Source organism: Paenibacillus sp. N3/727 (genome assembly GCF_022637315.1).
GTDB lineage: Bacteria > Bacillota > Bacilli > Paenibacillales > Paenibacillaceae > Paenibacillus_AQ > Paenibacillus_AQ uliginis.
In genome coordinates this window covers 6078722-6104202 of the sequence record NZ_CP093336.1, presented here as the reverse complement: position 1 = coordinate 6104202, position 25481 = coordinate 6078722, and the positions used below count along the sequence as shown (strand labels likewise).

The following is a 25481-nucleotide window of genomic DNA, read 5'->3' as shown; positions in this document are numbered from 1 at the left end:
GAAGAATACTTGTTACGGAATCAGAAGGGAGCACCGCGCATTCGTCGGGTGCTTTTTTTCATGAGACGTGTTCGGTGAAGGGTTCGTTGATATTTCGAAATAAGCAAGGTGTCGGTCAATCATGTAGACCCTTGCGTAAAGCCGTAGAAAAAATCCCTTGAGCGTCAGGCTCAAGGGATTTTTAACTTTTTTTGGACACCGCTGTCAATCTATTTTTTCAGCAACAAATACATAAAGTAAGGTCCACCGATCAGCGCGACCATAATCCCCGCCGGAATGCCATCAGGATCAACCAGATTGCGTCCAATTGTGTCAGCGAACATCAACAGCCATCCGCCGACCAAAATAGCGACAGGGATAAACATCTGGTTTCGTGGTCCGACCAACGCTTTCGCGATGTGCGGAGCCATGAGTCCGATAAAGGCGATTCCGCCTGTTACCGAAACCCCGGAAGCGGCAAGTGCCACGGCCGTCAGGAGCAGAACAAGACGTTCTTTTTCAATGGATACCCCAACGCCGACAGCGACTGGTTCGCTGAGCCCCAGTAGATTCAACCGATTCGCCTTGTACAGCGTAAATGGTATGAGAATGATCAGCCAAGGGAGAATAGCCCATATAAATGGCCAGTCCGAGCCCCATATGTTTCCGGCGATCCATTTTGCGATAAAATCGACTTTGGAACGCTCTGCGGACGAAGTGATGACAATCATCACACCCGACAGAGCCATCGAAAAACCAACACCAATCAGTACTAATCTTGTCGGCTGCAGGCCTGAAATACGGTTGTACGACAGCGCGTAGATCAGAAATGCTGTAATCAATGCACCGAGGAATGCGACCAAAGGAAGTATATACACGAATGAGCCAGCCTCAATAGGAAAGAACAGAAAGAATATGGCGATCGCTACACCCGCACCCGAGTTAATGCCGATGATCCCCGGGTCTGCGAGATCATTACGTGTGATTCCTTGCAAAATAGCACCGGATAACGCCAGCGCCATTCCTGCGAGCAGGGTAATTAGCAATCGTGGTAAACGAATAGAGAATAGCACAAAGTTTTCTTTAAACGTCCCCTGACCGAACAGAGTCGGGATCAGCCTGTCATAGGACAAGGAGGAGTAGCCCATCCCCATGCTGATGACGGCTGTTACAACAATAAGCGCAGCCAATCCGATGAGAATCAACCGTCGTTTTTTTATAAGTGCTGGATGGATCATGAGAATGCTTTTCCTCCTTTACGAACGATTATCAGGAAGAAAGGCAAGCCCATCATCGCCACGATAGCCGCCACTGGAGTTTCGAACGGAGCATTGAGGGTACGTCCGAGCGTATCAGCAAACAGCATAAAGGTTGCGCCGGAGATTGCCGACATCGGTATGATAAACCGGTAATCCGTTCCGACAACCGCTCTAACAATATGGGGAATCATCAGTCCGATGAATGCCATGTTCCCGACGAGGGCAACCGATGCACCAGCAAGCAAAATCGTGACAATAAACAGAATGGCTTTGATACGCACCGTCTTTTGTCCCAAGCCTACGGCGACCTCTTCGCTTAGACTAAGAATTGTAAGCTGTCTTGAGAGGAGGAGGGCAATGATAATGCCGAGTACGATGACAGGGACAATAATCTGAAGCTGGCTCCAGGTGGTACCGATCATACCTCCGGCTGTCCACATGGAGACATCTTTGGATATTTTGAAATAGATGCCGACGCCTTCAGCGATCGCGTACAAGAACGCGGATACGGCAGCTCCTGCCAGAACAAGACGAAGAGGAGAGAAGCCGCCTTTTTTGATTGCGCCTAAACTGAACACCATGAAGGAACCGACAGCAGCACCGATGAAACAGGCAATCATAATGCCGAAGTAATTCACAGAAGGCATCCATGCCATCGTTATAGCCAGTGCCGCATTGGCACCGGCCGTGAGCCCAAGTAGACCGGGATCAGCCAATGGGTTACGGGTCATGCCTTGCATAACAGCACCCGAAACCGCCAACGCGGCACCAACAAAGACGGCGGCCATTTCACGGGGCAGCCGGATTTCTCGGAGGATCGTAATCTTATCTCCGTGGGCATTCGAGGTTAGTGCCAGCCATACATCGTTTATGGTCGTATCGGCTGCTCCAAATAGCATGGCGACGATAAACATGGCAACAAACACTGCTACACCGGCTAACAGCTTATAAACAAATGGAATGGTACGTTTAGTTTCAGTACTCATGATCGTTCATCAGCTACCAAGAAATGATTTTTTAAAGAAGTCCAGCTGGAAGTCGAGCGTAAGCGGATCATTGAAGTAGAATTCATTCATATTGACCTCAAACACTTGATTGTTCTTCACAGCGGGAATGTTCTTGTACGTTTCGGTTTCCTGGAAGGAGTTATCCTGACCTGGGTCTTTACTCAGAATGACGTAATCACCTGCGAATTCCGGGAGAACTTCTGAAGATAGGGCATAATAGCCAGCTTCGAGCGCCGTTTCTTTTACCTTATTCGGCATGTTCAGCTTCATTTCCTGGAACAGAATTTCAGTACCGCGGCCCCAATTGTCGCCGTAGACGTATAGTTGTTTATCGAAATTTTCGATAACGGATACGGTCTTGTCCGGACCGATTTTAGCTTTGATGTCTTCTCCGACTTTCGCCGCACGTTTCTTAAAGTCATCTACCCATGCAGCAGCTTCCTTCTCTTTGTTGAGCAATTTACCAATTTCCAGATGCTGTGTCAGGTAGTCTACTTTACCGTAGGTGTACGTTACGGTCGGTGCAATTTCTTTTAATTTATCAACATTGTTAATACTGGACAGACCAATGATCAGATCGGGATCGAGCTCGATGATTTTCTCAAGGCTTTCATCGCTCACTTCCGGAACATCTTTTAGTTGTGGTTCAAAGCGAGGATTTTTCTTGGACCAGGAATCCACGCCGACAAGGTTAACGCCAAGTGACATAACGTTCCCTGTAAAACTGGACAGCACGACGACACGCTGCGGATCAGCAGGAACCTCAACAGGACCATTCTCCGATTGGTATGTTATGGTTGATGACTCGTTTTTTTCTTTATCGGCAGGGGCAGAAGCTCCCTTTTTATTAGTGGACGGATTACCGCAGGCACTAAGAGCCAGCAGTAACAGTAGAATGAACGGGATGTATATTTTTTTTCTCATGTTGTGTAGTTTCTCCTTTTAGTAAGTTGTATGTGATACACATCGGTTTACCCGTTCGGGGATCCTTGCCAATTTCGGCATCAATCTGAAACACCTTTCGCAGCACATCATGATGGATCACTTCCTCGCAGCTTCCGGATTTGACGATTTCACCGTCTTTCATAGCGATGATATAGTCGGCAAAACGGGCGGCCTGATTCAGGTCATGCAAAACCATGACGATGGTGCGTTCTTGCTCCAGATTCAGTTTTTGAAGCAGCTCCAGAACTTCCAGCTGGTGCGCCAAATCCAGGTAGGTAGTGGGTTCATCCAGAAAAATAATGTCTGTTTCCTGGGCTAAAGCCATGGCAATCCAGACCCGTTGACGCTGTCCTCCGGACAAGGAATCTACAGGACGGAACTTAAATTCTATGGTTCCTGTCACCTCAAGAGCCCAGTCGATGACTTCGTAATCTTTTTTCGTTAAACGACCGAAGCCTTTCTGGTATGGAAAGCGGCCGTAGGATACAAGCTCGCCGACGGTGAGTCCGCTGGCACTTTCGGGTGACTGGGGGAGAATCGCCATTTTTCTGGCTAGGGCCTTGGTGTCCTCTTTGGCGATATGTTTTCCATCCAATAGGATCGTTCCGTCTTGATGTGAGATAATGCGCGTAATGGCTTTTAACAGTGTTGATTTACCACAGCCATTGGCCCCGATGATCGTGGTGATTTTTTTGTCGGGAATCTTCACACTAAGCCGTTTCACAATGAGACGTTCACCATAGCCAATGCTTAAGTCCTCTGTATATAGGCGAGTCATTAGGGAACCTCCATTTAGATTAATTAAAGACTGGATTTGTTGATAATGATTATCAGTTTCACTACTTTTATTACTTTAAAGTTATGCAATTATGTTGTCAACCTCTAATTTTAGTTGTAAAAAGAGCGGAATGAGATTATATTGTATTGAGAATGATAATCATTAACAATTATTTCAGGGGGTGGGCGATTGTGGAACAACAAGATTTGTTTGATGTGACGATAATCGGAGGAGGGCCTGCAGGGCTTTACTCTGCTTTTTATAGTGGGCTTCGGGAGATGAAAGCGAAAATTATTGAGTATCAGCCGCATTTGGGCGGTAAAATACATGTGTATCCGGAAAAAATGATCTGGGATGTTGGTGGACTTACGCCGGTTACTGGAGCAAAACTCATTGAACAATTGATTGAGCAGGGATTAACCTTTAATCCGGAAGTGCATCTTAATGAGAAAGTGGAGTCGATTACACGGAACGATGACGGAATATTCGTATTACATACCGCTTCAGGACAGAAGCATTATTCAAAAACGGTGATCGTTGCTGTCGGAGGCGGGATTCTGAATCCGCAAAAGCTTGAGATCGAAGGAGCAGAAAGATTTGAAGTGTCTAACCTAAATTACACGGTGAAATCTTTAAAGCGGTTTAAGGATAAAACGGTAATTATTTCAGGGGGAGGCAACTCGGCAATCGATTGGGCCAATGAACTTGAACCGATTGCTAAGAAGGTTTATCTGACCTATCGAAAAAGTGCACTGGCAGGACATGAGGCTCAAGCAGCGCAGTTGATGAACAGTTCGGCAGTTTGTTGTTTGAATACGTCGATCACCAAGCTGATCGCTGGTGCCAATCATGAAACGATCGAGCGAGTGGAGCTCACGAATCATGAGACGGGTGAGGTAACGACATTATCCATCGATGAAGTAATTATCAATCATGGATATGAGCGGGATAAGACCTTGCTTGAGAACAGTGAGCTTAATATTGAAATAGCGGATCAATATTACATTGCAGGCGATGCCAATAGTGCCTCATCGATTGAGGGGCTATATGCGGCAGGAGACATTCTGAAGCACGACGGGAAGTTGCATCTTATCGCAGGTGCCTTCCAGGATGCAGCTAACGCTGTTAACCAAGCGAAGCAGTATATCCAACCCGATGCGTACAAGTCGGGTATGGTATCCTCACACAATGATTTATTTAAACAGCGTAACCGGGAGCTCGTAAAAGAGATGATGCGCTAGAGCCGATGTATAAAGTGGTGAATAGAGTAGGGAACAAACAGACATGGTCTTCATCAGACCATGTCTGTTTTCCTTATAGTTATCGGATAATGCTGTCTCCCAAGATTTCCTCTTGGATTCGGAGCATTTCCTTGGTAAACTTGTCGGTCTCTTCAAAGTGTGGAAAGTGAGCAGACCCCTCAAACCAGATAAACTGTTTGGCAGGGGCTTTAAGCTCTTCATAATAACGGTAGGCAACCTCCGAGGGAGTCATATAATCCGTTCTGCCCATCATAATATAGACCGGTACTTTCAGCTCTGGAACGCTTTCGAAAAGATTGACGTCTTTCGTTTGGGGCATAATGGCATGCCTTGATACGGAGTCCCCGATCGCTAATCGAACGCCATCCAGCCAAGTATATTCGGGGGCGAACAAAACCCCTTTGATCAGATCCTTATAAGAGCTGATATTTCTCTCCGATCCACCAAACGCTGTCACCCATTTACGCTCCAAAGTGGTATCCTTACGCGGATGTTGATAGGGGGGGGACCCGATCGACTCCAGCTCCTTCAAAGCCTCATCATTTTTCGTCCGTTTGGCTTCTTGAAGGACAAAATTATAGGATACCTGTTCGCCTTCAGGTGAATGGGCAACTTGACCAATACCGATGTAGGCATAATAATCACCGGGGTATTTCTGTACTGTCCACGTTGCCAGTAGACTGCCCCAAGAGTGCCCGGCGACGAATATTTTGGACTGATTGAATTTCGTGCGCAAATACGCGGTCAGTTCATGGGTGTCTTCGACCAAGCGATCAATCTGTAAATCTTCTTCCGTCATACCCCAATGATACGACTTTCCCGCACCACGCTGATCCCAGTTGACTACAATAAAATCTTTCTCCAACTCTTTCTGGTATTTGCGGGCGTACGCAATTTGCGGATAACCAGGACCACCGTGCAGAAAAAGAATGACCGGCTTTGTACTGTCATTGCCGCGGATTAATATACTTTGCTTTTTTCCCCCGAGCTCAACCCGCTCAAGAATCGCTACACTTCCAGAGATCACTTTTCCCGCTTCGTCGCGAATTTTAGGTGTCCAAGAAGGAAAGAACCATAGCAATATGAGCGCAAAAATGAATGTGATCCATATTAACCGATGCTTTCTCTTGAAAAGGTTCCGTATCATGGAAATAACTCCCTATTGTAATTACAACCGATTATACATACCTCCTATTAAAGCGACAAGGCATAAGCGGTGAAATCGTTCATACGGCCTTGCTTATTTGCTTGAGAATTGCGGTGTTATATAAGCTACAAAACGAAACTTCATTGGCTCTTTGGGGCTGATGAAGTTTTTTTGTGTAACTTTTGGCAGGGTCAGTACGTGTATAGGGTGAGGGGGGAGGCAATGAAACGAGACGACTTGGACCGGATCTATCAAAAATATATGAAAGACGTTTATCGTTACTTGTACTCTCTCTGCCGGGATCATCATATGGCCGAGGATATACTGCAGGAAACCTTTTACCGCGCATATTTGCACTTGGAAAACTGCAAGGACGATCAAGTAAAGCCGTGGCTGTTCCGAGTGGCTTATCATGCGTTCATAGATGCAAAGCGGAAAAACAAGCGCACCATAATTCAGGATATCGGATTTTTCAACACATTATCTGGGCCCGAGACGTTAGAGAAACAAGTTATGGAGCAAGAGCGGTGGGACGAATTGAAGCTGGCAATCGACGAATTGCCGGAACAGCAGAAGCAGGCCATCTTGCTGTATGAATTTCACCAGATGTCATATCAGGAAGCAGCCGATCTGATGAAGGTGGGGCTGTCTCATTTTAAAATACTATTGTTTCGTGCGAGACAAAAACTTCGGCAGCAGAAAGGGAAGGGTGGGTCAGAATGAGTGACGATTTTCGGCGGAAGCTACAGGATTATGAAGAAGGTAAACTGTCTGAAGAGGAACGGGTGGAGATCGAGAAAGAGCTTGAGAAAATGGAAGTTTATCAGGCACATTTAGACGAGTTGCTGGGGAAGGAGCGTGACGGGACCAACAATCCGGCAGAGTCGCGACTTGAAGCGAAAATCATACGGCGAGGTAAATGGAAAGCGCGTATTAATACGGTTTTGAGTGTGTTGATCATATTCATTTTGGTTTCATGGGCCAGTAATATATTTAGTTATATTTATTATAATGAGGGTAACCCCAGCCGAAGAGAAATCTATAGTGATGTGGCTTCTTTTGCAGTCGCGGTAACTCATCCGAATGTGAGTGTTTTCTTAAACAGTAATACGAATGGATTCTTCAATTTTGAGCTGACCGGTGATATGAAAAAGCAGGTGGGAAGCGAAAGGTATACCATTGGTGATTACTCGTTGTCCTTTAGGTTTGGAAAACCGAATATACAGCAGATGATATGGTCTAATGATAATCAATATAACAATCATTTTAAGCTTCCTGAAGAAACTTACGAAGATATAGAGCAGGATTGGAGTACACTAGAGAAACTTCCGGAAGGGACCGTAGCCGAAGCCTATGTATCATTGGACCGTTTTTTTACGACCGATGAGATATTGAAGCAGTTAGAGGGCAAAAAAATGGATCCCGTTTGGTTTGCGGTAGATGCCGGGTTAGAGAACGATCTGATTGGATTTCCTTATAACCCGATGTGGCACCACGATGATATAACGATTACGAGTTACAAGGAAGAGAAATCAGGCTGGTTTGGTAAAACGGTTATGCAGGGAGGCTCTTATCCGACGGTTGAGGAATATGGAAGCGGTGATTTGAGAAATGAAAACTTTATCAAAACACTACGGTTGATGCAAGATTACCCATCTATTACCCGGAGGATTGTTCCGTTCCTAGATATCGAACAAGTCACGCAGTATGTTGAATTAAACGGTGTAAAGATCTATGGAGCTGTCGTTACCGGACCGACGAAAGAGCTGTTAAAGCTCAAGAAAGAGCCCTGGGTAAGAGATATTCATGTGGGAGAAGCCCGTTTATGGAATTGGCAGGATAGGTAAAAAGAGCAGCTCCGAAGTCCAGTTAGACTTCGGAGCTGTTCTTTTCGCTTAATGCTTCGTAATGACCTCAATGATTGTGTCCCACACTTCCCGTGGTAATTCGTGCCCTATCCCTTCCAGTGTAGTTAGGGAAGCCCCAGGGATGACATCCGCCAGGTGAACACCATGTGCATAAGGAATGATTGGATCGTCCGTGCCATGGATAACTTGCGTTGGAATACTGATTTCTGCCGTTCTGCCCAGATAGGATTCACCGCCGGCAATAAGTCCGTGATTATTTAAGCTGGCTGCATTGTCCGAGTGTGCCCATTCCTCCTCAGCCAGTCGGGCTATTCTTTCCTCATCAAAAGGATATTTACGACCAGTAAGCACGTTCCACTTACCAATCGTAAATTGAATAAACGCTTGCTTATCCGACAAGTCTATGGCGGCATTCTCGACGAAATACTTCATCACCTTCTCCTCGATCTCGGGCAGATGAGAGGCAAAGTTCGAAGTCATTATGAGCGTAATGGCGGACACTCTGTCCGGATGACGCAGAGCAATCATTTGGGTTAGCATCCCGCCCATGGACATGCCCACGATATGCGCCTTTTCGATTGCGTAGGCATCCAGGATGTGTATAGCATCATCCGCCATATCCTCGAAGGTGTATTCCGGATGGCCCGGTTCATACGTTGTAGAGCGGCCCACATCACGGTTATCATAACGAATCACAAACTGGCCTGTGTCGCCTAAACGTTGACAAAACTCTTTTTCCCACCAAATCATGGAGGACTGAGCTCCCATGATGAGTAAAACAGCTGGATCGCTGCTGTTTCCGAAGCTTTCCGTATAGATGTGGATTCCGTTACTTTCAATTCGTTGTTTCTTCATAGATAATTCCCTCCACGGTAATAAAAATAAAAAACACAGGCAAAGTGCCTGTGTCACCAGTAGTCGGAAAAAGATAACAAATAAAAGAACATCTCAGGATGCTATATGTGTCTTGAAGCGACATCAAGTCCCGCTCAGGGTTCCGTTATTGTATATCATCAAGTAAGGTTAGTTACCTGTAGGTAGACCATTTTCCGATTACATGCACACACAGCACAGCCCAAATCAAGTGCTATTATCTCAATGCGCAGTGAACAATCGAAAAATTAGTTAACCACACGTAACCCTCCGTTCCTATGAATTAATGCCATGGTAACATAACACGGTGTATACTAACAACCATTAATTTACAGGGAAATGTCTGACTGAAGAATATCGGTTCGAACCTTGAAACGCTGCAATGCTCCGTGCAATCAGGAACTGTGCGCTGTAGTAGGTCGTCATAATGAGCACATCGGAATAAGAAATGTCAGATACAAACATATTCCAGGACAGAATCGAGTCAGAGATCACAAACAGAATGCTTCCGGCGATTGCCCACAGGTTGCCGGTCATGATAGCTGACCACAGCATGAAGGATATCACAGTAATGTATGCCAGCACCGGGATGATCAAAGACTCTTGCCCGTTCAATTGCAGTGCAGAGATAAGTTCCTTACCGATGAAGAAAGAATACACCGCAATAGGCACGATGCAGGCGAAACGGATGACGGAAAACTTCCAACGACTGAAGAAGCCCGTCATATAAAGTAGATGCCCGATCAGGAATGCGGCCAGTCCGAACTCGAACCACCATATGATCAGACCATCGCCCAGCATGCAGAAGAACAATCCGGCCAGCATCATATAGTGTATACGTGTTTTTGAATAAGGCATATGCAGGTAGGCATAACCGATAATCAAGGTCATAGGAATCAGCTTGAACAGAGTTTTGATCGTTACCTGTTCGGATGGAACGAAGAAGATGTAAAGAATGCTCATCAAGAGGATGATCAAAGGTAACCCATATTTTTTCACAATAGACACGTCCCCCCGAAAAAATGTACTGCAATACACTTCCACCATATGCCCCGGGAATCCTTTTTATATTGAGTTTTTCATAATAAAAACAGCCGCGCTATGAAGGACGTATCCCGTACCTCAAACGGCTGTTTTTTCGATTGAAAGTTATTTTTTTGATTATCGTTAAGATTTCTGCGCTATACCAAGAACTTCACGTCGGAGATCCTCCTTGATCTCTTCAACTTTGTCATGATTAACAAAAGGTACATAGATCTCTTTAAGCAGATCCAATTGTGATTTGGCATTTGTAAGATGCTGGATTGATTCTTTCATTTTGGCCGAATAACGCTGTTTGAAGTCATTAAGAACTTCGGCATGCTGTTCATCCGTTCCCGGTTGAATGCAGCGCGCATACGTATCGACGATCTCATCGGAAGGGCGGTCAGGGAAGTACTCATGCGGTGCGGTGCTGTCAAAGATCGCAAATCCGGCTTCTCTCACAATAACCATATCGAGACTGTTCGGATCAAAGCCGCAGTGGTAGATTTCCACATCGAACCCTCGTTCCTCACCGGCTGCTGCTATTTTCTTGAGCATGGTTGATTTGCCGGAGCCGGCTCGCCCCTTTACGAGATACCTCTTCAAGCCGTTAGTGAGATCGGGGACATAATCCACTGCCCCTTTTGGAGTTGCTGCTCCAAGGAAGCGATGGTCTACGCGGTGCTGTTTCTCCAGCTTTTGCTCACCGTACAATTGTTGAATATATTCGTCAGTCATCTCATTAGCAGCACTAAAATCCATATTGTGTATATACAGTTCTTCCCAATCATCATGTATACGAAGAGCTTCCGCAAAACCGGCGTAGGCATCCTCATGGAACTGCTTTATTTGGAGATTTAGATTTTCAATTTTACTTTGGGAGCCGCTCAGTCCTTCCAGGTCAATACAGGTATCGTCCAAGTTAAGATACTGGATAGCTGCTCCTGTCTCATCAACGTCCATGCCCCGGAAGGCTGCGCCAGTGATCATACCGGTCTTCAAACCAGGAGCGATCCAACCGTCAATTGAATCATTATCCGAAGCAGAGTGCAGGATCCACAGCTCATAGCCGAGTCGAGACGCTTCGTCTCCGATAACCTGTATGAGATTCGTATTACCGCTGCCGGGGGAACCATCGACGATAAAAAGAGACTCTATTTCCTGCAGGGAAGAGTGAAGAAGGCTCGTAAAGCCGCGGGCCGTATTGCCGCTTGCAAAGAAGTTTCTGATGACTTCAGTCATAACTATCACACCTTTCTAGGCTGCTGTCATGGGTTTACTTCATGGTATTATCTTTGGACGAAAAAGGTGCGGAGTATTCCTGAACGATTCTGTTTCATCAGAGGCAAAGGAAGAGTCAATAACTACCCTTGTGTTCATCATGGAATTTTGGGACAATAATAATCAGAATATTGATGTTGAAGTTTATGCATGGAGTAAGATTTAAATTTTACTGTTTTCGTAAAAAGAAAGGACAGATAAATGAACAAACCATCCATATATGGATTAACTTTAGATCAACTGACTTCATGGCTTGAAGAACGGGGACATAAGAAGTCCCGCGCAGCACGGGTATGGGACTGGCTGTACCGGAAGCGGGTCACGAGCTTTTCGGACATGGCGGACGTTAATGAGGAATGCCTTCAGCTTCTTGAGGATCATTTTGCTATATTGACGCTGGAAGTGCACACGAAGCAGGAGTCTGCGGACGGTACTGTAAAATTCCTGTTCAAGCTGGTGGATGGCAATCTGATCGAGACGGTGCTGATGCGTCATAAGTTCGGATTGTCCGTGTGTGTCACCACCCAGGTTGGCTGTAACATCGGCTGCAGCTTCTGTGCGAGCGGACTTATTAGCAAGAGTCGTGATCTGTCCAGTGGAGAAATCGTTGAACAGATCATGAAGGTTCAGCATCATTTAGACGAAGCGAACAACGATGAGCGGGTGAGTCATATCGTTGTTATGGGAATCGGTGAGCCGTTTGATAATTTTGAGAATATGTCTGACTTCATTCGTGTTATTAAAGACCATAAAGGTTTAGCGATCGGACCGAGACATATAACCGTTTCAACGAGCGGACTGGCTCCCAAAATTATTGAATTTGCTGATAGCGATTTGCAGGTAAACCTGGCGATTTCTCTACATGCGCCAAATAATGAGCTTCGTACCCGAATTATGAAGATCAACCGTGCTTATCCGCTGGAAAAACTAATGCCGGCCATTGATTACTATCTTGAGAAATCCAACCGGAGAATTACGCTGGAATATATTTTGCTGAAGGATGTTAATGATCAGAAGGAGCACGCGCTGGAGCTTGCAGAGCTTGTGGGCAACAGAAAGAAATTGGCGAACGTGAACCTGATCCCATACAACCCGGTAGATGAACACAGTCAATACCAGCGCAGTACACAGGAATCGATCACAGCCTTCTATGATACCTTGAAAAAGCAGGGAGTCAGTGTCAGTGTCCGTCTTGAGCATGGAACCGATATTGATGCTGCCTGCGGACAGCTCAGAAGCAAACAAATTAATAAAGCACAGTAAGGCTTTCTAAATAACATCAGGGGAAGCAGCAAAGCGTATCGGATTTTTGTGGTACGCTTTTTTTCTAGCGTGGCATTCCCGGCTTTCATAATAAGGAGGACTTTCATATATGCATACCAAATCCAGTTTATTGAAAGAACTTGAAGACTTGGGTATTGATCGGACAGGAACTCTTCTTGTCCATTCTTCTATGAAAAGTATTGGTGAAGTTGAAGGAGGCGCAGAAACGGTACTAGATGCCCTATCGGAATATATGGAGGGTGGATTGCTTGTCCTGCCTACCCATACATGGTCGTATATCAAGGCCGATAACCCCAAATTTGAGGTGGAACACTCGCCTTCCTGTGTTGGGATTCTTCCAGAACTGTTTCGCAAGCGTACAGGAGTAATCCGTTCATATCATCCGACCCACTCCGTGGCGGCTCTTGGAAAGGATGCTGCAGCATTTACCGAAGGGGCTGAACGATTCGACTCGCCATGTCACCGGGAATCGGTATGGGGCAAGCTTCTGGCTCGCAAGGCGACCATTATGCTGCTGGGTGTGGACTTGCGACGGAATACTTTCATTCATGGCATTGAGGAGTGGGTAGATGTACCAGGTCGCCTTACTGAGGGACATGAGGCGCTGTATACGATGCTGGGAGACGGTACGGAAATTCCGGTACCTTCTCGCAGACACGCTGGCCCAGCCTCTTCTGAATATTTTTGGAAGGTGGATGAGCTGCTGGGGGAACAAGGGGCTATGTACAAAGGGAAGTGGGGAGATTCGGTTGTACGGGTGTGTGACACGGTAAAGTTAACCGACATTATCTCGCCGATGCTGCGGGACAATCCACTTCTATTTTCAGACAACGAGCCGCTTCAGCGGTAGGCTTAATGAACACAGTTCTCCGATTTAGGGTACAATGGAATAAACCAAGATAATAGGAGCTGTAAAAATGTCTAAAGAAGAAGAGGTAATTGTCACCGCCGAGGGTTACGCCAAGTTGGAAGAAGAACTGAAGAATTTGAAAGGGCCCAAACGTAAAGAGCTGGCAGAACGCCTGAAGCTGGCTATCAGTTATGGTGATCTGAAGGAGAACAGTGAGTATCACTCCGCGAAAGATGACCAGGCGTTTATGGAGACCCGAATCATCGTGCTTGAAAAGATGTTGACCAAGGCCAAAGTCATTGACGCGGACAATTTGAACTTAGACAAAGTTAGTGTGGGCTCTGTCGTTGTCTTAAATGATATTGAATTTTCTGAAAAGATTGAGTACCGAATCGTTGGACCGGCTGAGGCGGACGTTGCAGATCATAAAATATCCTACGAAAGCCCGCTGGGTAAAGAGCTGATGGGCAAAGAGGTAGGAAGCGTTATTCATGTAAGTGCTCCTATGGGGATCATTAAATACGAGCTGCTTGAAATTAAAGCGGATTAGCCGAACACCGTAAATAGGGGGATGTCCCACAAGGTCTGTTGACCTGGGACGTCCCCATTTGTTTGTTATATAAAAAAAGACGAGCTGCATTAGGCTCGTCTTTTTTCGTTGGTGCGATATTTTTGTTGTGTTATGACGTAACTGTGATCTTTAAACCTGGATAAATAGACTGAACTCCTGCCCGGTCTTTTCGGGCTCTTGAGCCATGGTGTAGCCATGCTTAACAACTTCCTCAGGCACGTTACGGAAGGCTGACGGGCAGTCAGAAATGACTTGCAGCAATTGGCCTTTCTTCATATCGCGCAGCGTTTCCAATGTGTAAATAACAGGATAAGGACAAGATTCTCCTCGAAGATCAAGCGTGAAATCAACGGACATTTGTATAATCCCCTTTCTTAAATCCAACGCCGAAGCGGTAGTTTTTTTGCCAATAGACAGCAATGGTGAAGCCGATAGCCAAGACGATCAGTGTGACAGCGAGTGCGGCGGCAGGGCCCATCGTTGTAATCAGGTTCACCGGCGATCCGCTCTTCACGAGCAGATTATAAACACCCATATGATCCCAAGCGTAAGCAAGGCCGGTAGCTCCCAGAATGTTGCCGACAAAGACGGGTAAAAAGACGATCTGGCCTTCCATCAACCGGTACATCATGCCTGTCTCGCAGCCGGCAGCCATTACGATACCGATGCCGAACAGCAAGCCGCCGACAAAGGTGCTTGGAGCGGCAATTTTCGTAATCGGGTCTAGCCCGTATACGAGGATGATCACCAGGGTAGCGACGGAACTGACCGCCATACCGATTGTGATCGCTTTTGTCATCGTAGCGCGTCCGCTAATCCACAGGTCGCGGAAAGCGGATGTGAAACAAATCTGACCGCGTTCGATCAAGATACCAAATACGGCACCGAAGAGAGCGGCTGTGCCCAGCATGTTACGCCCAGTCACGAAGAAATACGTGATAAGTCCGACATAAGCAAGACCGAGAACAGCTCCGACAAGGGGCTGAATGTTGCGTCTCGGTTTAGCGGCAGGAGCCATGCTGCCTTTTTTCAAGACAGGCTTGCCTTTCCACCATCTCGTGTTTACGACTTTGGCTCCCAGGAATGTACCGATTGCGGTGGCTACGATAAAAATCCAGGAGTGAAAAGAGAACTGGGGAACCCCTGTAAAGAAGGCTGCTAGGTTGCAACCCAATGCAAGCCGTGCGCCGAAACCGGCAATAATTCCACCGACAAATCCCTGCACATAACGGCGCTTTTGCTTCGGAATCCGGATCTTGAAGTTGCTGCTAAGCAGAATGGTGATCATGGCACCAATAAACATGCCCCACACAATCCAACCATCAGTCCGTGTCCATGTGGTTCCATCCATATGAACGAGATTGAAATATGCCCAATCCGATATATCCACCCCGAAAAATTCCAGTATATGGCCTCCCAGCCGGGTAAATTCGCCGGTTACCGCCCAGACGGTTCCGGTAATTCCGAAATAAACCGCACTTAGGATGCCTGCGATGCTCATGACCAGGTAAGGGCTCCAATAATTTCCGAAACATTTGATGTACAAGTTTTTCACGGTTTCTATATCTCCTCAATCGGTAAGAGTCTACAACCCTTCCATGTTTGCTGAAAAAGCACAAGTTTCATTTTACTACAAACATACGCTGCTTGGGGCATAATCTTGACTTGATATTTTTCTCCTGTGGGGGGGATCAAGAGTTAGAATCTAATATTTGGAATTTCTGATGGTAGGACTCCAGAACGAAATATTCAGGATAGTCTGATGTCTGAAAAATAATAGAAAAGACCCACGAACAGTCGAATTCACTCAATAGGACGATGTTATTCCGTATTCTCGACAAGGTGTGATAGCAAAAGGGGATCTTATGTCGACAAAATGCTCGAATGAATGACATTACGCTCATTTTCTGGATTGTGCATGCTAATATTCCAAATTTTTCATAATATAGTAATCTATCGAAATAGGTGATACTATATTTCCAAAATTAACTATATAACATAGGAGTCTATATGATTACGAAAGGAGAAGAGTGCGAAGCAACATGACCGGTGTACATAACCCAAGTTGATATTATAAGAGAATCGAGGGAGTTCATTGAAAAAGAAATCATTCTTCCGAAAATTACCCATAGTCTCACTTGCTCTACTATTGTCAGCTAGCTTTGCTGTTCCGTCGGTTGGCTACGCCGACCTGAATCCGGATATTCGCTCGCAGATTGAGTTGAAAGCGGTTCAAAGTGGTGTACATGCCGAAGAAACAGCAGAGGCGTATATTTCACCTGAAATCAGCACCTCTTCTTCGAGAGAGATTAATGTCATTGTACAACTCAGCAGTGAGCCTGCTGCTGTCGGCAAATTCGCAGCTCAAATGGGGCTTCGCAGCATGTCGGCTGCCTCGATGGAATCAACTGCTACAAGGGAGCAGTCATCCTTTGAGGATCAGGCCAAGAGACTCGGCATCCCGATCCAGGTCAATTACCGTTATAATACGGTGCTGAATGGTCTAGAGGTTACGGTTCCCGCCGACCGGATTCCGGAGCTGGCAGCTATACCTGGTGTGAAATCCGTATACGAGAACAAAACGTATTATTCCATTCCTGTGCAAGAAGCGCCTGTTTTGTCCGCAGACCAAGCAACCTATGATAATGCTCCGCTGGACCAGATCAACGTTCCGGAAGCGTGGGCTAAAGGCTTAACGGGTAAGGGGCTGAAAGTGGGCGTTATAGATACCGGTGTAGATTACAAGCATCCGGACTTGATTGATGCCTATAAAGGCGGGTGGGATTCATTCGAGCAAGATAATGATCCGTATGAAGAACCGCCGGTATCTATCGAGGATGATCCCTTTGGAAAAGGATTTGCGGGAACGTCTCACGGTACACATGTATCCGGTACGGTTGCGGGTAGAGCGGCTAATAAAAACTCTGATATATATCAAAAAGGAGTAGCCTACGAGGCCGACCTTTATGTATATAAGGTGCTTGGGCGAAATGCCGAAACGGGTCGAGCATCGGGTTCTTCAGCCCAGGTCATTGATGGCATTGAAAGAGCTGTAAAGGACGGCATGGACGTGATCAATCTCTCTTTGGGTTCAGATGTAGAGAAGGACGCGAACTCGCCGGATTCGATGGCTGTGAATAACGCTGTATTATCTGGTGTTGTGGCCGTAGTAGCGAACGGTAACGCGGCAGACAAAGGTCCTTATTACTATTCAATGGGTTCACCGGCAGGTGCACAGCTGGCGATCTCTGTCGGCGCTGCAACGAGCCCTAGTTATTACTTTAACGCTTCGGCTTCCGTCACGCAGGCCACATATCAGGGGGAAGCTGAACCTACGGTCAGTGCAACCAAAGCGACTTACTCGGATATGGACCTTAATGTGATGGGCTGGAAGGTTGCGGAGGAGGACTTTGCTTCTATTCTGGGAACTGAGCCGATTGAACTTGTATATGCGAATTTGGGACAGGCTGAGGACTTTGAGAATCTGGACGTTAAGGATAAGGTTGTCCTTATATCCCGAGGTAATTTGGCGTTTGTGGACAAGCTGGCTAACGCCAAGCTGAAAGGCGCAAAAGCAGTGATTTTCTTCAACGGAAATACGAAACCGGGGAATGCAAATGAAGCGGATCTGTCGGAATCTATTGCAAATCGGGATGGTTTCATTGCCACCATTCTCGGCGAAAGTTTTGAATTTATTCCAATCTTTGATATGCAGGGAGCGTTAGGACGAGGGATTGCACGACAAATTGTGGGTCATCCGGATGAGGCTATAACCGTCACGTTCGGAGGGGATTATCCGCGGATCGATGTGAGAGGCGATATGATGGCTTCCTTCAGCTCACGCGGACCGAACGCAGACGGACTTCTTGGCATCAAGCCTGATTTGGTAGCACCGGGTGTTAACATCCGGTCGACATGGCCGGCTTATGGACTGGGTAATCCCGTCGCTTCTTATGATGAAGCCTATAACCGGATCAGCGGCACAAGTATGGCTTCACCGCATGTAGCCGGACTAGCGATTCTGCTTTTGCAGCAGAATCCGGATTGGTCGCCGTTTGATGTGCGCGCTGCTTTGGCGAATACATCGGACTCCCTGTTTAACGAGAACAATCAGTTGTATGATGTATATTCCCAGGGTGCAGGACGTGCTGATGTAGGTAGTGCTTTGAAAACACCGGCATTGCTGCAAACAGTAGAACAGCTTACCATTCTGGACCAACAGTTGAATCCGAAGCAGGTCGTGAATTATGGTTCATCTGCAAGCTTCGGTATTGGGACAGCTGGAAGCGGTGCCCAGATGATGGAGCTGCAGCTGAAAAATATTTCGGGAAGAAAGGTTCAATATAAGGCAACCATTGAATTGCACGATAGTGTTACATCCGATCCGTTGAACCCGATTAAGACGCCGGATGTAAATGGAATATCTGCTAACCTGGTCGGTATCAGTACAGAGGGGACCATATCGGCAGAGGCAGGAAAAAGTCAGCCGTTCTTCCTGTCAGTCGAGAGGAAGAATACAGCTGTAGACGGGGTATATGAGGGAGCCGTTGTGCTGGAGGCGAGTGGTTTGCCGTCACTGCATCTTCCATTCTCCTTGCATGTCGGTGAAGCACCTCCGGCTACTGGATACGGCATTCAGGAACTGTCCTTTACCCCTACGGTCATTACACCGAATGGGGATGGTAAGCATGATTCGGCTAATCTGTCCTTCCGGATTACGGAAGACGTAAACTACATGCGGTTACTGGTAATAGACTTGCAAGGTAATGAGTTCGGTATCGTAGGCGAATTCATAAAAGAAGACGGCAAGGGCGGAATCGAACTGCTCGATCAAGGCTATTACAAGATACCTATCGATGGTACCTACACGAAGTTAGATAAGAATGGCAGCCCTGAAGTAGATAAGGATGGAAAGTGGGTGAAAAGCAAACTCAAAGACGGGACGTATTCAATTGGTGTATATGCTTACTTGATTGGAGACAAGGGCTTGCTCAAGAAGTATGAAGCCTACAGAGCGTTCCGGGTCGATAATACGCCGGCGACGAATCCAGGAGACGGAAACGGCTCCGGAGGCAATAACGGTGGAGGTAGCAGCGGGGGATCTGGCGGTGGTGCAGGAGGAAGTTCGACCACTCCGACACCGACACCAGGCCTAGCACAGCCAGCTCCTTCAGGAGCACCGGCATTACAGTCCGTGGTGAAGCAAGGACAGGTCGTTAAGAGTGTACCGACTGCAGCGGTTGTTAAAGATCAAATTCAGTCTTTAACTGTGAAAGACGAGGATTTGCAAGCTGCTGTGAGTGCAGCAGGCACAAGCCCGTCAGCCATTGTACTGTCAGTTAGCAAGCCGGAAGGACAGACAACCAAGGCTGTTCTTACACCTTCCCAATTGGCGATATTGTTAAAGTCAGCAACCGGAAGCAGCCTTATTATGAGTAATACAAGCTCTTCGATGTCCGTACCTATAGCGGTGTTGAAATCAGTACCTGCCGGATCAAGCCTAGAGCTGATCATTGGTAAAGGCGACTCTCACAGTGGGGTGTTTACGAAAGGTTTTTCAGGTGTAACGTTGATAGGGTCTCCGGTCACCTTCGACATTCAAACGGTCAATAGCGGAACAAATAAAGGGATTAAATTACCGGCAGGTCAGCGAATTCTCAGCTCCTTCACCGTACCTGGGCAGCTGGAAGCTTATTCGGCAGGTGTCCTGTATGCGGAAGATGGCAAGGTAAATCCGGCACCATCTGTTCTGACGAAACAAAAAGACGGAACAACGGTGGTAACCGTGAGTCGTTCGGGCGTATCCACTTATGCCGTGGCCTCACGCTCGGTGAAGTTTACTGATATATCGTCTTCATATGCGCAATCCCAGATCAAGGCGCTGGCAGGTAAACTGCTGATGAACGGAACATCGGAAACGACATTCTCACCGAAGAACAATGTAACCCGTGCAGAATTTGCGTCGATGTTGTCCAGAGCACTTGGTTTGACACCATCTACGGAGACTCCGTTTACAGACGTGAAAGCAGGAAGTTGGTATGCAGGTCACGTTGCCGCCGCTTATGAGGCGGGACTTATAGGTGGACATGCCAATGGAAGCTTTGACCCGAATGCGAGCATCAGCCGTCAGGACATGTCTGTCATGCTTGCCAAAGCAATCGCTCTGCTTCAGATTGAACCGAAGGCAGAAGGGCCAGCCCGCGTACCTTATGGGGATGCGGCATCACTAGCCCGCTATGCACAGCAAAGCATTGAAGCTGTAACAGCGCTTGGCTTGATGAACGGTGAAACTTCGGGTGGTGTATCCTACTTCCGTCCGCAGGCACCGACTACGCGCGAGGCAGCGGCAAAAGTACTGCACATTCTTCTTCAGAAGGGAGAATTGATCAATTAAATTTAGAACGAATTGAGAGAGGGCTGGCGCCGAAGCTTTTAACTTCGGAGCCAGCCCTTCGTTGTAGGTTGAGTTTCATTAAGAATGAAGTCACAATAAATCCTGCCGGCAGTTTTTCTGCTGGAAATAACCACGCTAAGCCCCAGCAGTGCCTATTTAATTCTTAACCATCATTATAATGTGTATAATGATAGGTATCGTGTTTTGAAAGGATGATCACATGCTAACGATAAAGGAATATACTGCTGAATTTGTTAAAGACCCGTTCGGAATATTGACTGGTAAAAGGTATGAATATGTGTTTGATCTGGACGTTCCGGAAGATGACGAGCTGTTTCGAGAGAATGGAGTCTATGTACGTGTCATCTTTTTATCCGATGAAGACCAGTCTCGAATTGTGAAATATGATTTCTACGAGAGAACGAGCGATTTGTATCTGGACTTTGATATGGAGCCTGAAGAAGAAGAGCAACTGGCTGCCTTTTGCAAAGATAATATACCGGATTAAATAGCACAATACAGTAAAGGGCATTCCTGCGGGGGTGTCCTTTCTCTTTGTGCGGTAGCAATTGAAAGGAATAAACAAGTATGTTACCATGTGGATGGAAAATATTGTTGCGTTTTTTTGAATAGTTCCATTTTCCCATAGGCTCTATATATGTGATGCCGGCTATTATACTCGGAGGGAAGTAACTACAGTACATGAACATTTTAAAAGTAAGTTTTCGGTCGATTACCGCACTTCTTATTGCTGCTTTGATCGTCCAATGGATTGTACCTTATCCGCAAGCCAAGACGGTTCAGGCTCCAGCCTCCTGCGGTTCGGGCTGTATCCGTTATGATATCGTAGTCATTGGAAGTGAAATACAAGGTGTTCTCCTTGCAAGGGAAGCCATGAAGCACGGACTTGATGTGGTTATTCTTGATCCGCGCAGTAAGCCGGGTGGAGAGTTGATTTTGGGGCAGATGCATTTTTTGGACGAGCCTAACGATAAGAACAAGAAGAGTCTCGTGCAGGGTGACATCAAAGAGCTGTTTGATGGATTCAAGAAGGGGTCAATCCGTAAAGCCTCCGAGTTTAACAAGTACTATGAGAAAATGATTAAGGGTATTCCGATAAAGAGCGGGGTTGAGATTCAATCGGTGAAGACGGTTGCAGTTAAGGGGGAGAAGTCCCTTCAATCGCTGACTTACCGGATGAATGGCCGGAGCCATCAAGTACAGGCTGGTTACTGGGTGGAGAATACAGACTTTAATGCCTTGACCGGAAAGCTGGATGCCAAGCGGATACCAGGAATCGAAAGCTTATATCAAGGAAGCGGACATGATCCTGATCATATGGCGGCTACGCTTATGCTTCGATTTAAGAAGGTGGACTGGCGCAAGCTGCATCAAGCAATTTTGAATGATTATCCGCTTACCAATGTACAGAAGAAATACGGCCCAAACACCTATGTGGATTGGAACATTGCGACAGGCCTCAGTAACATTATGATGAAGTACAAGCCGCGTGATCCTCAGCTGGTGCTTAGAGGGATGAATACGCTCGATCAGGGGCATGGGGAAGTCATCATGAATGCTCTATTGATATATGATGTTGATCCAGCGGACAAGAAATCGGTTCAAAATGCGATTAACAAAGGAAGAGCTGAAGCGCCTTACGTACTGGAGTATATGCGGAAGAATATTCCGGGTTTCTCCAAGGCTGAACTGAATGGCTATCCGGAATACTTGTACATCCGGGACTATAACCGGTTTGAGACGGAGTATGTAATGGAATATGAAGATGTGAAAAACAACCGCATGTTCTGGGATAACGTCAGTATCGGTGGATATTCGATAGATCTTCAAGCTACGACCCGCATTCCGAAAGGCATCGGATTCGGCAAAACCGATAGGTACGGGATGCCGCTGCGCTCGTTTGAGTTGAAATCTTATGAAAATGTGCTGGTCACCGGTAAAAATGTAGGTGCCAGCATCAAGGCCTACGGCACTGCACGGATCATGCCGAATACGGCATTGGCAGCCCAGACGATGGGCATCATTCTGGGTCGTGAGATGAAGGATAAGAGGCTGAAGGATCTTACCAAGGATGATTTCCGCCGGATTCATGCTTACTTGAAGAAGGATTATAACATCGTTCTGGATAAATAAAGCATGCAATGAAAAAGCAGCAGGGACCCTTTCCTGATCGGAAGGGAACCAGCTGCTTTTTTCTGTACAGGATTTCTAATGGTTTTTTAAATGAAAGTTAAACGCAGCTTAAACCCTTTTTAACTTCCTGATGCTACCATGAGGAGGTAGGTCAAGATGATATCAGGATAGAGAGGGGAAGAGGAAATGATACGAAATCTGCGCAAATGGGCAATCGTATGTGCGATCTGTATGTTGGGAGGAGCCATCCTGCCAATGACAGATTCTGTAGTGGCGGCAGCTGCCGTTCAACATCATAAGGATGAGGTAGCCGTATGGAAGCAATGGGTAAAAAAGAATGCTGTTCCTATGCAAATCGAGCCGGAGAATGTGGAATCCATAAAGAAGAAGGACGTATTTCAGGATTTGCAATTTTTAAAACCGCTGCTGAAGGACAAACGAATCGTCAGTCTCGGGGAAGCATCGCATGGGGCATCGGAATACAATTCGGCTAAAGTGAGATTCATTCAATTTCTTCATGAAGAGATGGGATTCGACGTCATTGCGTTCGAAACTCCGTTAGGAGATGCTACCGCTGCATATGCACGGATTGGTAAGGATAAGTCGGAAGAGACGATGAACAAGGCTGTTTACGGCGTATGGCAGGTGAAAGAGAACTTAGCGCTGTTTGAATATATCGCTAAGCAGAGCAAGACGGACCGGCCGCTCATTTTGACTGGTTTCGATGTCCAGGCGACGACGGAGTCGTTTATGGCGTTTGGGAAGGAGTGGTTTGACACAGTAGATCCGAAGCAGGGCCGTCGCTTCGAACAAGCTGAGAAGAACTTCATCGAAGTACATAGCTATGATGACATGAAGAAGTTCCGTAACGTACAAAAAGATCTGATTCAGGAGTATAAGACGCTTCAAACATTCATTGTTAAAAATGAAAAGAAGCTGAATTCGCTAATGCCGCAGCATAAGGACATGGTACCGATCATGAAAAGGGTATTACAAAATCGAATCGACGTATTGGATAACTATGTGGAGCATATGGTCCAGATATGGGCTGACAAGGATGCGAAGCACCTTCCGAAAGCAAGCTATCTTCGAGACAAGATGATGGCAGACAATGTAGCTTGGTTGGCAGAAGAGATGTACCCTGACAAAAAAATGATACTATGGGGTCACAATTACCATATTCGCAATAATAACTCGACAATGATTACAGAGCATAACGGTCTAGGATTTACTAATGACCCCTATCCGACGATGGGCGAGATGCTTCCGGTGGAGCTGCAGCGTCAGCATTATGCGATTGGTCTGTATGCCTACCAAGGCAGCTCTCTGAAGAACAACAACGAGACGGAGGCCGTTCAGTTACCACATCCGGCTGGCAGTCTTGAAGATATTCTGAAGGCAAGCGGGCACCCTGCTTCGTTTGTTGATCTGGAGAATCAGTCGCTGAAACAAGGGACATCGTGGATGTACACGCCTCGCGTTGCGAAGGCCTGGGGAGTGTTGGACGAAGTTATGATTGTCCGTGATCAATACGACGGTCTCGTGTTCATTGACACAATTCACCCTTCGAAGCGTTGAAAACAAACCAATGACTATATGATTGTCTAACATAGGGTCAGTTAAACAGAACTTGTAAAAAGGCGTCAAATCAAGGGGGAATGTGATGTCGTTTTATACATAAGTTTGTTAATTGGGGACATTTTCTTGAAGTGGTTCGGTTGATAGATACTATTTTTGCCTATGGAGGCCAAACGTTTTGACGGCTGTCTTGACGGGAAAAAATGGATGTTATACACTAGATAAAATTTAATCGTAAATGCACACGGAATCCTACCGATATCATAAGGGCATCATTGGTCGATGATGGCAGAGGAGCGTGCGCTTTTAACGGCACGAATCAGGGTGGTAACGCGGAAGAATACTCCGTCCCTTTTTGGGGGGCGGAGTTTTTTGTTTTTTCAAATATGATGGAGGGGGATGAAAGGATGTTTGAAAAGGTTGATCCACAGTATCTTTTAGAAGGGGTAGACGGCTTTATTCAAGAAGAGGTGTCGTACAATCTGTTTTATCTGATTACCGGGATTGAAGAAGCACTGACGATCAAATCTCGTGATAGTAAAGTTCTGTTCGCCCAATCTCCAGGAGGAAATCCTTGGTTGTGGGTCAACAGAGACCTGCCGGAAGAGGAGAAAAAAGACGCACTACAGCTGCTCATTGAATACTTCGATGGGACTCCGATGACGGGAATATCCAGCGAACCCCGGACGGCAGAGATGTTTGCTAATCTGTATGGGGCAAGGTATCACACAAGTATAAAAAAGCGTATGGACATGGAGGCGTATGCTTGCCCGCAGGTTGTGAAACCGGAGGGAGTGAGCGGGTGTTTGCGGTCTGCTCAGCTAGGAGATGTGGAGACGGTGGCGCAGTATTTGGCGGGATTTTCTGAGGACGGTTATGGAATCGTTGTAGACCCGGCAAGCCAGATGGAAGCTGCAGAGATGATGGTCCACAAGGGCGGGCTATATATGTGGCTGGTCGATGATCGCCCTGTTTCCATGGCACAAATTGCGCATCGTTCCCCTAGACATGGACGGATCAATGCGGTCTTTACGCCGAGGAATGAGCGGAGAAAAGGGTATGCAGGGGCTGTCGTATCAGGCTTGTGTTCCATACTGCTGGGTGAAGGGCTTGTACCGATGCTTTATGCGGATATGGTCAATCCTGCTTCGAACCGGGCGTATCAGAAGATAGGTTTTATCCAAAGCGGACGGATCACAGACATCCGTTTCGAATAGGTACAGGTGTT

Annotated in this window: 21 protein-coding genes; 11 read left to right on the top strand and 10 right to left on the bottom strand. The window is 46.6% G+C overall.

The window, feature by feature from the left end:
- Positions 1 to 209: 209 nt before the first annotated feature.
- From MNQ98_RS28450 to MNQ98_RS28435, 4 genes are read right to left on the bottom strand one after another with little or no spacing between them, the layout of a single operon-like run.
- Positions 210 to 1217 (bottom strand): FecCD family ABC transporter permease, encoded by a 1008-nt coding sequence (locus MNQ98_RS28450; RefSeq protein ID WP_241931183.1) that lies wholly within the window; start codon positions 1215 to 1217, stop codon positions 210 to 212.
- On the bottom strand, positions 1214 to 2224 hold the full coding sequence (locus MNQ98_RS28445; protein WP_241931182.1) for a FecCD family ABC transporter permease: 1011 nt from the start codon (positions 2222 to 2224) through the stop codon (positions 1214 to 1216). Before MNQ98_RS28445 ends, MNQ98_RS28450 begins: the two co-directional genes overlap by 4 nt.
- 9 nt (positions 2225 to 2233) lie before the next feature.
- Entirely contained in the window at positions 2234 to 3169 is a 936-nt protein-coding gene (locus MNQ98_RS28440; protein WP_241931181.1) for an iron-hydroxamate ABC transporter substrate-binding protein, read from the bottom strand.
- A complete protein-coding gene (locus tag MNQ98_RS28435; RefSeq protein WP_241931180.1) occupies positions 3117 to 3968 on the bottom strand; it encodes an ABC transporter ATP-binding protein in 852 nt (283 codons plus the stop codon). The genes MNQ98_RS28440 and MNQ98_RS28435 overlap by 53 nt, the downstream gene beginning before the upstream one ends.
- Positions 3969 to 4120: 152 nt before the next feature.
- Here MNQ98_RS28435 and MNQ98_RS28430 point away from each other — a divergent pair, with 152 nt between their 5' ends.
- A complete protein-coding gene (locus MNQ98_RS28430; RefSeq protein WP_481856801.1) occupies positions 4121 to 5209 on the top strand; it encodes an NAD(P)/FAD-dependent oxidoreductase in 1089 nt (362 codons plus the stop codon).
- Between the two features lie 79 nt (positions 5210 to 5288).
- Here MNQ98_RS28430 and MNQ98_RS28425 read toward each other — a convergent pair whose 3' ends face one another.
- On the bottom strand, positions 5289 to 6377 hold the full coding sequence (locus tag MNQ98_RS28425; protein WP_241931178.1) for an alpha/beta fold hydrolase: 1089 nt from the start codon (positions 6375 to 6377) through the stop codon (positions 5289 to 5291).
- A 222-nt stretch (positions 6378 to 6599) separates the two neighbouring features.
- Here MNQ98_RS28425 and MNQ98_RS28420 point away from each other — a divergent pair, with 222 nt between their 5' ends.
- Together MNQ98_RS28420 and MNQ98_RS28415 are read left to right on the top strand one after the other, a co-directional pair.
- Positions 6600 to 7100, top strand: coding sequence for a sigma-70 family RNA polymerase sigma factor (locus tag MNQ98_RS28420; RefSeq protein WP_241931177.1), 501 nt, complete (start codon positions 6600 to 6602; stop codon positions 7098 to 7100).
- A complete protein-coding gene (locus tag MNQ98_RS28415; RefSeq protein ID WP_241931176.1) occupies positions 7097 to 8224 on the top strand; it encodes an anti-sigma factor in 1128 nt (375 codons plus the stop codon). Before MNQ98_RS28420 ends, MNQ98_RS28415 begins: the two co-directional genes overlap by 4 nt.
- Positions 8225 to 8272: 48 nt before the next feature.
- Here the strand turns inward: MNQ98_RS28415 and MNQ98_RS28410 are convergent, their stop codons facing one another.
- From MNQ98_RS28410 to MNQ98_RS28400, 3 genes are all read right to left on the bottom strand, one after another.
- Positions 8273 to 9100, bottom strand: coding sequence for an alpha/beta fold hydrolase (locus tag MNQ98_RS28410; protein WP_241931175.1), 828 nt, complete (start codon positions 9098 to 9100; stop codon positions 8273 to 8275).
- 342 nt (positions 9101 to 9442) lie between these two features.
- On the bottom strand, positions 9443 to 10117 hold the full coding sequence (locus MNQ98_RS28405; protein WP_241931174.1) for a lysoplasmalogenase: 675 nt from the start codon (positions 10115 to 10117) through the stop codon (positions 9443 to 9445).
- A gap of 168 nt (positions 10118 to 10285) precedes the next feature.
- Positions 10286 to 11383, bottom strand: a complete 1098-nt coding sequence (locus tag MNQ98_RS28400; protein WP_241931173.1) for a PRK06851 family protein — start codon at positions 11381 to 11383, stop codon at positions 10286 to 10288.
- Between the two features lie 240 nt (positions 11384 to 11623).
- Between MNQ98_RS28400 and rlmN the strand changes: the two genes are divergently transcribed.
- From rlmN to greA, 3 genes are all read left to right on the top strand, one after another.
- The gene (rlmN, locus tag MNQ98_RS28395) at positions 11624 to 12685 is read left to right on the top strand and encodes a dual-specificity RNA methyltransferase RlmN (protein WP_241931172.1); all 1062 of its coding nucleotides are present in this window, start codon (positions 11624 to 11626) and stop codon (positions 12683 to 12685) included.
- A 109-nt stretch (positions 12686 to 12794) separates the two neighbouring features.
- On the top strand, positions 12795 to 13556 hold the full coding sequence (locus MNQ98_RS28390) for an AAC(3) family N-acetyltransferase (RefSeq protein ID WP_241931171.1): 762 nt from the start codon (positions 12795 to 12797) through the stop codon (positions 13554 to 13556).
- A gap of 67 nt (positions 13557 to 13623) precedes the next feature.
- Entirely contained in the window at positions 13624 to 14106 is a 483-nt protein-coding gene (gene greA, locus MNQ98_RS28385; protein WP_241931170.1) for a transcription elongation factor GreA, read from the top strand.
- 150 nt (positions 14107 to 14256) lie between these two features.
- Here greA and yedF read toward each other — a convergent pair whose 3' ends face one another.
- Both yedF and yedE read right to left on the bottom strand, forming a co-directional pair.
- Positions 14257 to 14484, bottom strand: coding sequence for a sulfurtransferase-like selenium metabolism protein YedF (yedF, locus tag MNQ98_RS28380; protein ID WP_208917198.1), 228 nt, complete (start codon positions 14482 to 14484; stop codon positions 14257 to 14259).
- Complete coding sequence (gene yedE / locus MNQ98_RS28375; protein WP_481856800.1) at positions 14474 to 15628, bottom strand: selenium metabolism membrane protein YedE/FdhT; 1155 nt, start codon at positions 15626 to 15628, stop codon at positions 14474 to 14476. The genes yedF and yedE overlap by 11 nt, the downstream gene beginning before the upstream one ends.
- Positions 15629 to 16222: 594 nt before the next feature.
- On the opposite strand from yedE, the gene MNQ98_RS28370 reads away from it, so the two are divergent.
- The 5 genes from MNQ98_RS28370 to MNQ98_RS28350 all read left to right on the top strand — a co-directional run bounded on the left by MNQ98_RS28370 (position 16223) and on the right by MNQ98_RS28350 (position 25470).
- Positions 16223 to 20521 carry a S8 family serine peptidase gene (locus MNQ98_RS28370; RefSeq protein ID WP_241931168.1) on the top strand — a complete coding sequence of 1433 codons (4299 nt, stop codon included), beginning with the start codon at positions 16223 to 16225 and terminating at the stop codon, positions 20519 to 20521.
- 220 nt (positions 20522 to 20741) lie between these two features.
- Complete coding sequence (locus tag MNQ98_RS28365; RefSeq protein ID WP_208917204.1) at positions 20742 to 21029, top strand: DUF6509 family protein; 288 nt, start codon at positions 20742 to 20744, stop codon at positions 21027 to 21029.
- A 194-nt stretch (positions 21030 to 21223) separates the two neighbouring features.
- Positions 21224 to 22675 carry an FAD-dependent oxidoreductase gene (locus MNQ98_RS28360; protein WP_241931167.1) on the top strand — a complete coding sequence of 484 codons (1452 nt, stop codon included), beginning with the start codon at positions 21224 to 21226 and terminating at the stop codon, positions 22673 to 22675.
- A 186-nt stretch (positions 22676 to 22861) separates the two neighbouring features.
- Positions 22862 to 24253: an erythromycin esterase family protein gene (locus MNQ98_RS28355; protein ID WP_241931166.1), complete on the top strand. Its 1392-nt coding sequence runs from the start codon at positions 22862 to 22864 to the stop codon at positions 24251 to 24253.
- A 407-nt stretch (positions 24254 to 24660) separates the two neighbouring features.
- Positions 24661 to 25470 (top strand): GNAT family N-acetyltransferase, encoded by an 810-nt coding sequence (locus tag MNQ98_RS28350; protein WP_241931165.1) that lies wholly within the window; start codon positions 24661 to 24663, stop codon positions 25468 to 25470.
- Positions 25471 to 25481 lie beyond the last annotated feature (11 nt).

Bases quoted from the DNA above. Each gene is read 5' to 3' on its own strand.
- MNQ98_RS28450 (WP_241931183.1), bottom strand. From the start codon at position 1,217: ATGATCCATCCAGCACTTATAAAAAAACGACGGTTGATTCTCATCGGA.
- MNQ98_RS28445 (WP_241931182.1), bottom strand. From the start codon at position 2,224: ATGAGTACTGAAACTAAACGTACCATTCCATTTGTTTATAAGCTGTTA.
- MNQ98_RS28440 (WP_241931181.1), bottom strand. From the start codon at position 3,169: ATGAGAAAAAAAATATACATCCCGTTCATTCTACTGTTACTGCTGGCT.
- MNQ98_RS28435 (WP_241931180.1), bottom strand. From the start codon at position 3,968: ATGACTCGCCTATATACAGAGGACTTAAGCATTGGCTATGGTGAACGT.
- MNQ98_RS28430 (WP_481856801.1), top strand. From the start codon at position 4,121: ATGATAATCATTAACAATTATTTCAGGGGGTGGGCGATTGTGGAACAA.
- MNQ98_RS28425 (WP_241931178.1), bottom strand. From the start codon at position 6,377: ATGATACGGAACCTTTTCAAGAGAAAGCATCGGTTAATATGGATCACA.
- MNQ98_RS28420 (WP_241931177.1), top strand. From the start codon at position 6,600: ATGAAACGAGACGACTTGGACCGGATCTATCAAAAATATATGAAAGAC.
- MNQ98_RS28415 (WP_241931176.1), top strand. From the start codon at position 7,097: ATGAGTGACGATTTTCGGCGGAAGCTACAGGATTATGAAGAAGGTAAA.
- MNQ98_RS28410 (WP_241931175.1), bottom strand. From the start codon at position 9,100: ATGAAGAAACAACGAATTGAAAGTAACGGAATCCACATCTATACGGAA.
- MNQ98_RS28400 (WP_241931173.1), bottom strand. From the start codon at position 11,383: ATGACTGAAGTCATCAGAAACTTCTTTGCAAGCGGCAATACGGCCCGC.
- rlmN (WP_241931172.1), top strand. From the start codon at position 11,624: ATGAACAAACCATCCATATATGGATTAACTTTAGATCAACTGACTTCA.
- MNQ98_RS28390 (WP_241931171.1), top strand. From the start codon at position 12,795: ATGCATACCAAATCCAGTTTATTGAAAGAACTTGAAGACTTGGGTATT.
- greA (WP_241931170.1), top strand. From the start codon at position 13,624: ATGTCTAAAGAAGAAGAGGTAATTGTCACCGCCGAGGGTTACGCCAAG.
- yedF (WP_208917198.1), bottom strand. From the start codon at position 14,484: ATGTCCGTTGATTTCACGCTTGATCTTCGAGGAGAATCTTGTCCTTAT.
- yedE (WP_481856800.1), bottom strand. From the start codon at position 15,628: ATGAGCATCGCAGGCATCCTAAGTGCGGTTTATTTCGGAATTACCGGA.
- MNQ98_RS28365 (WP_208917204.1), top strand. From the start codon at position 20,742: ATGCTAACGATAAAGGAATATACTGCTGAATTTGTTAAAGACCCGTTC.
- MNQ98_RS28360 (WP_241931167.1), top strand. From the start codon at position 21,224: ATGAACATTTTAAAAGTAAGTTTTCGGTCGATTACCGCACTTCTTATT.
- MNQ98_RS28355 (WP_241931166.1), top strand. From the start codon at position 22,862: ATGATACGAAATCTGCGCAAATGGGCAATCGTATGTGCGATCTGTATG.
- MNQ98_RS28350 (WP_241931165.1), top strand. From the start codon at position 24,661: ATGTTTGAAAAGGTTGATCCACAGTATCTTTTAGAAGGGGTAGACGGC.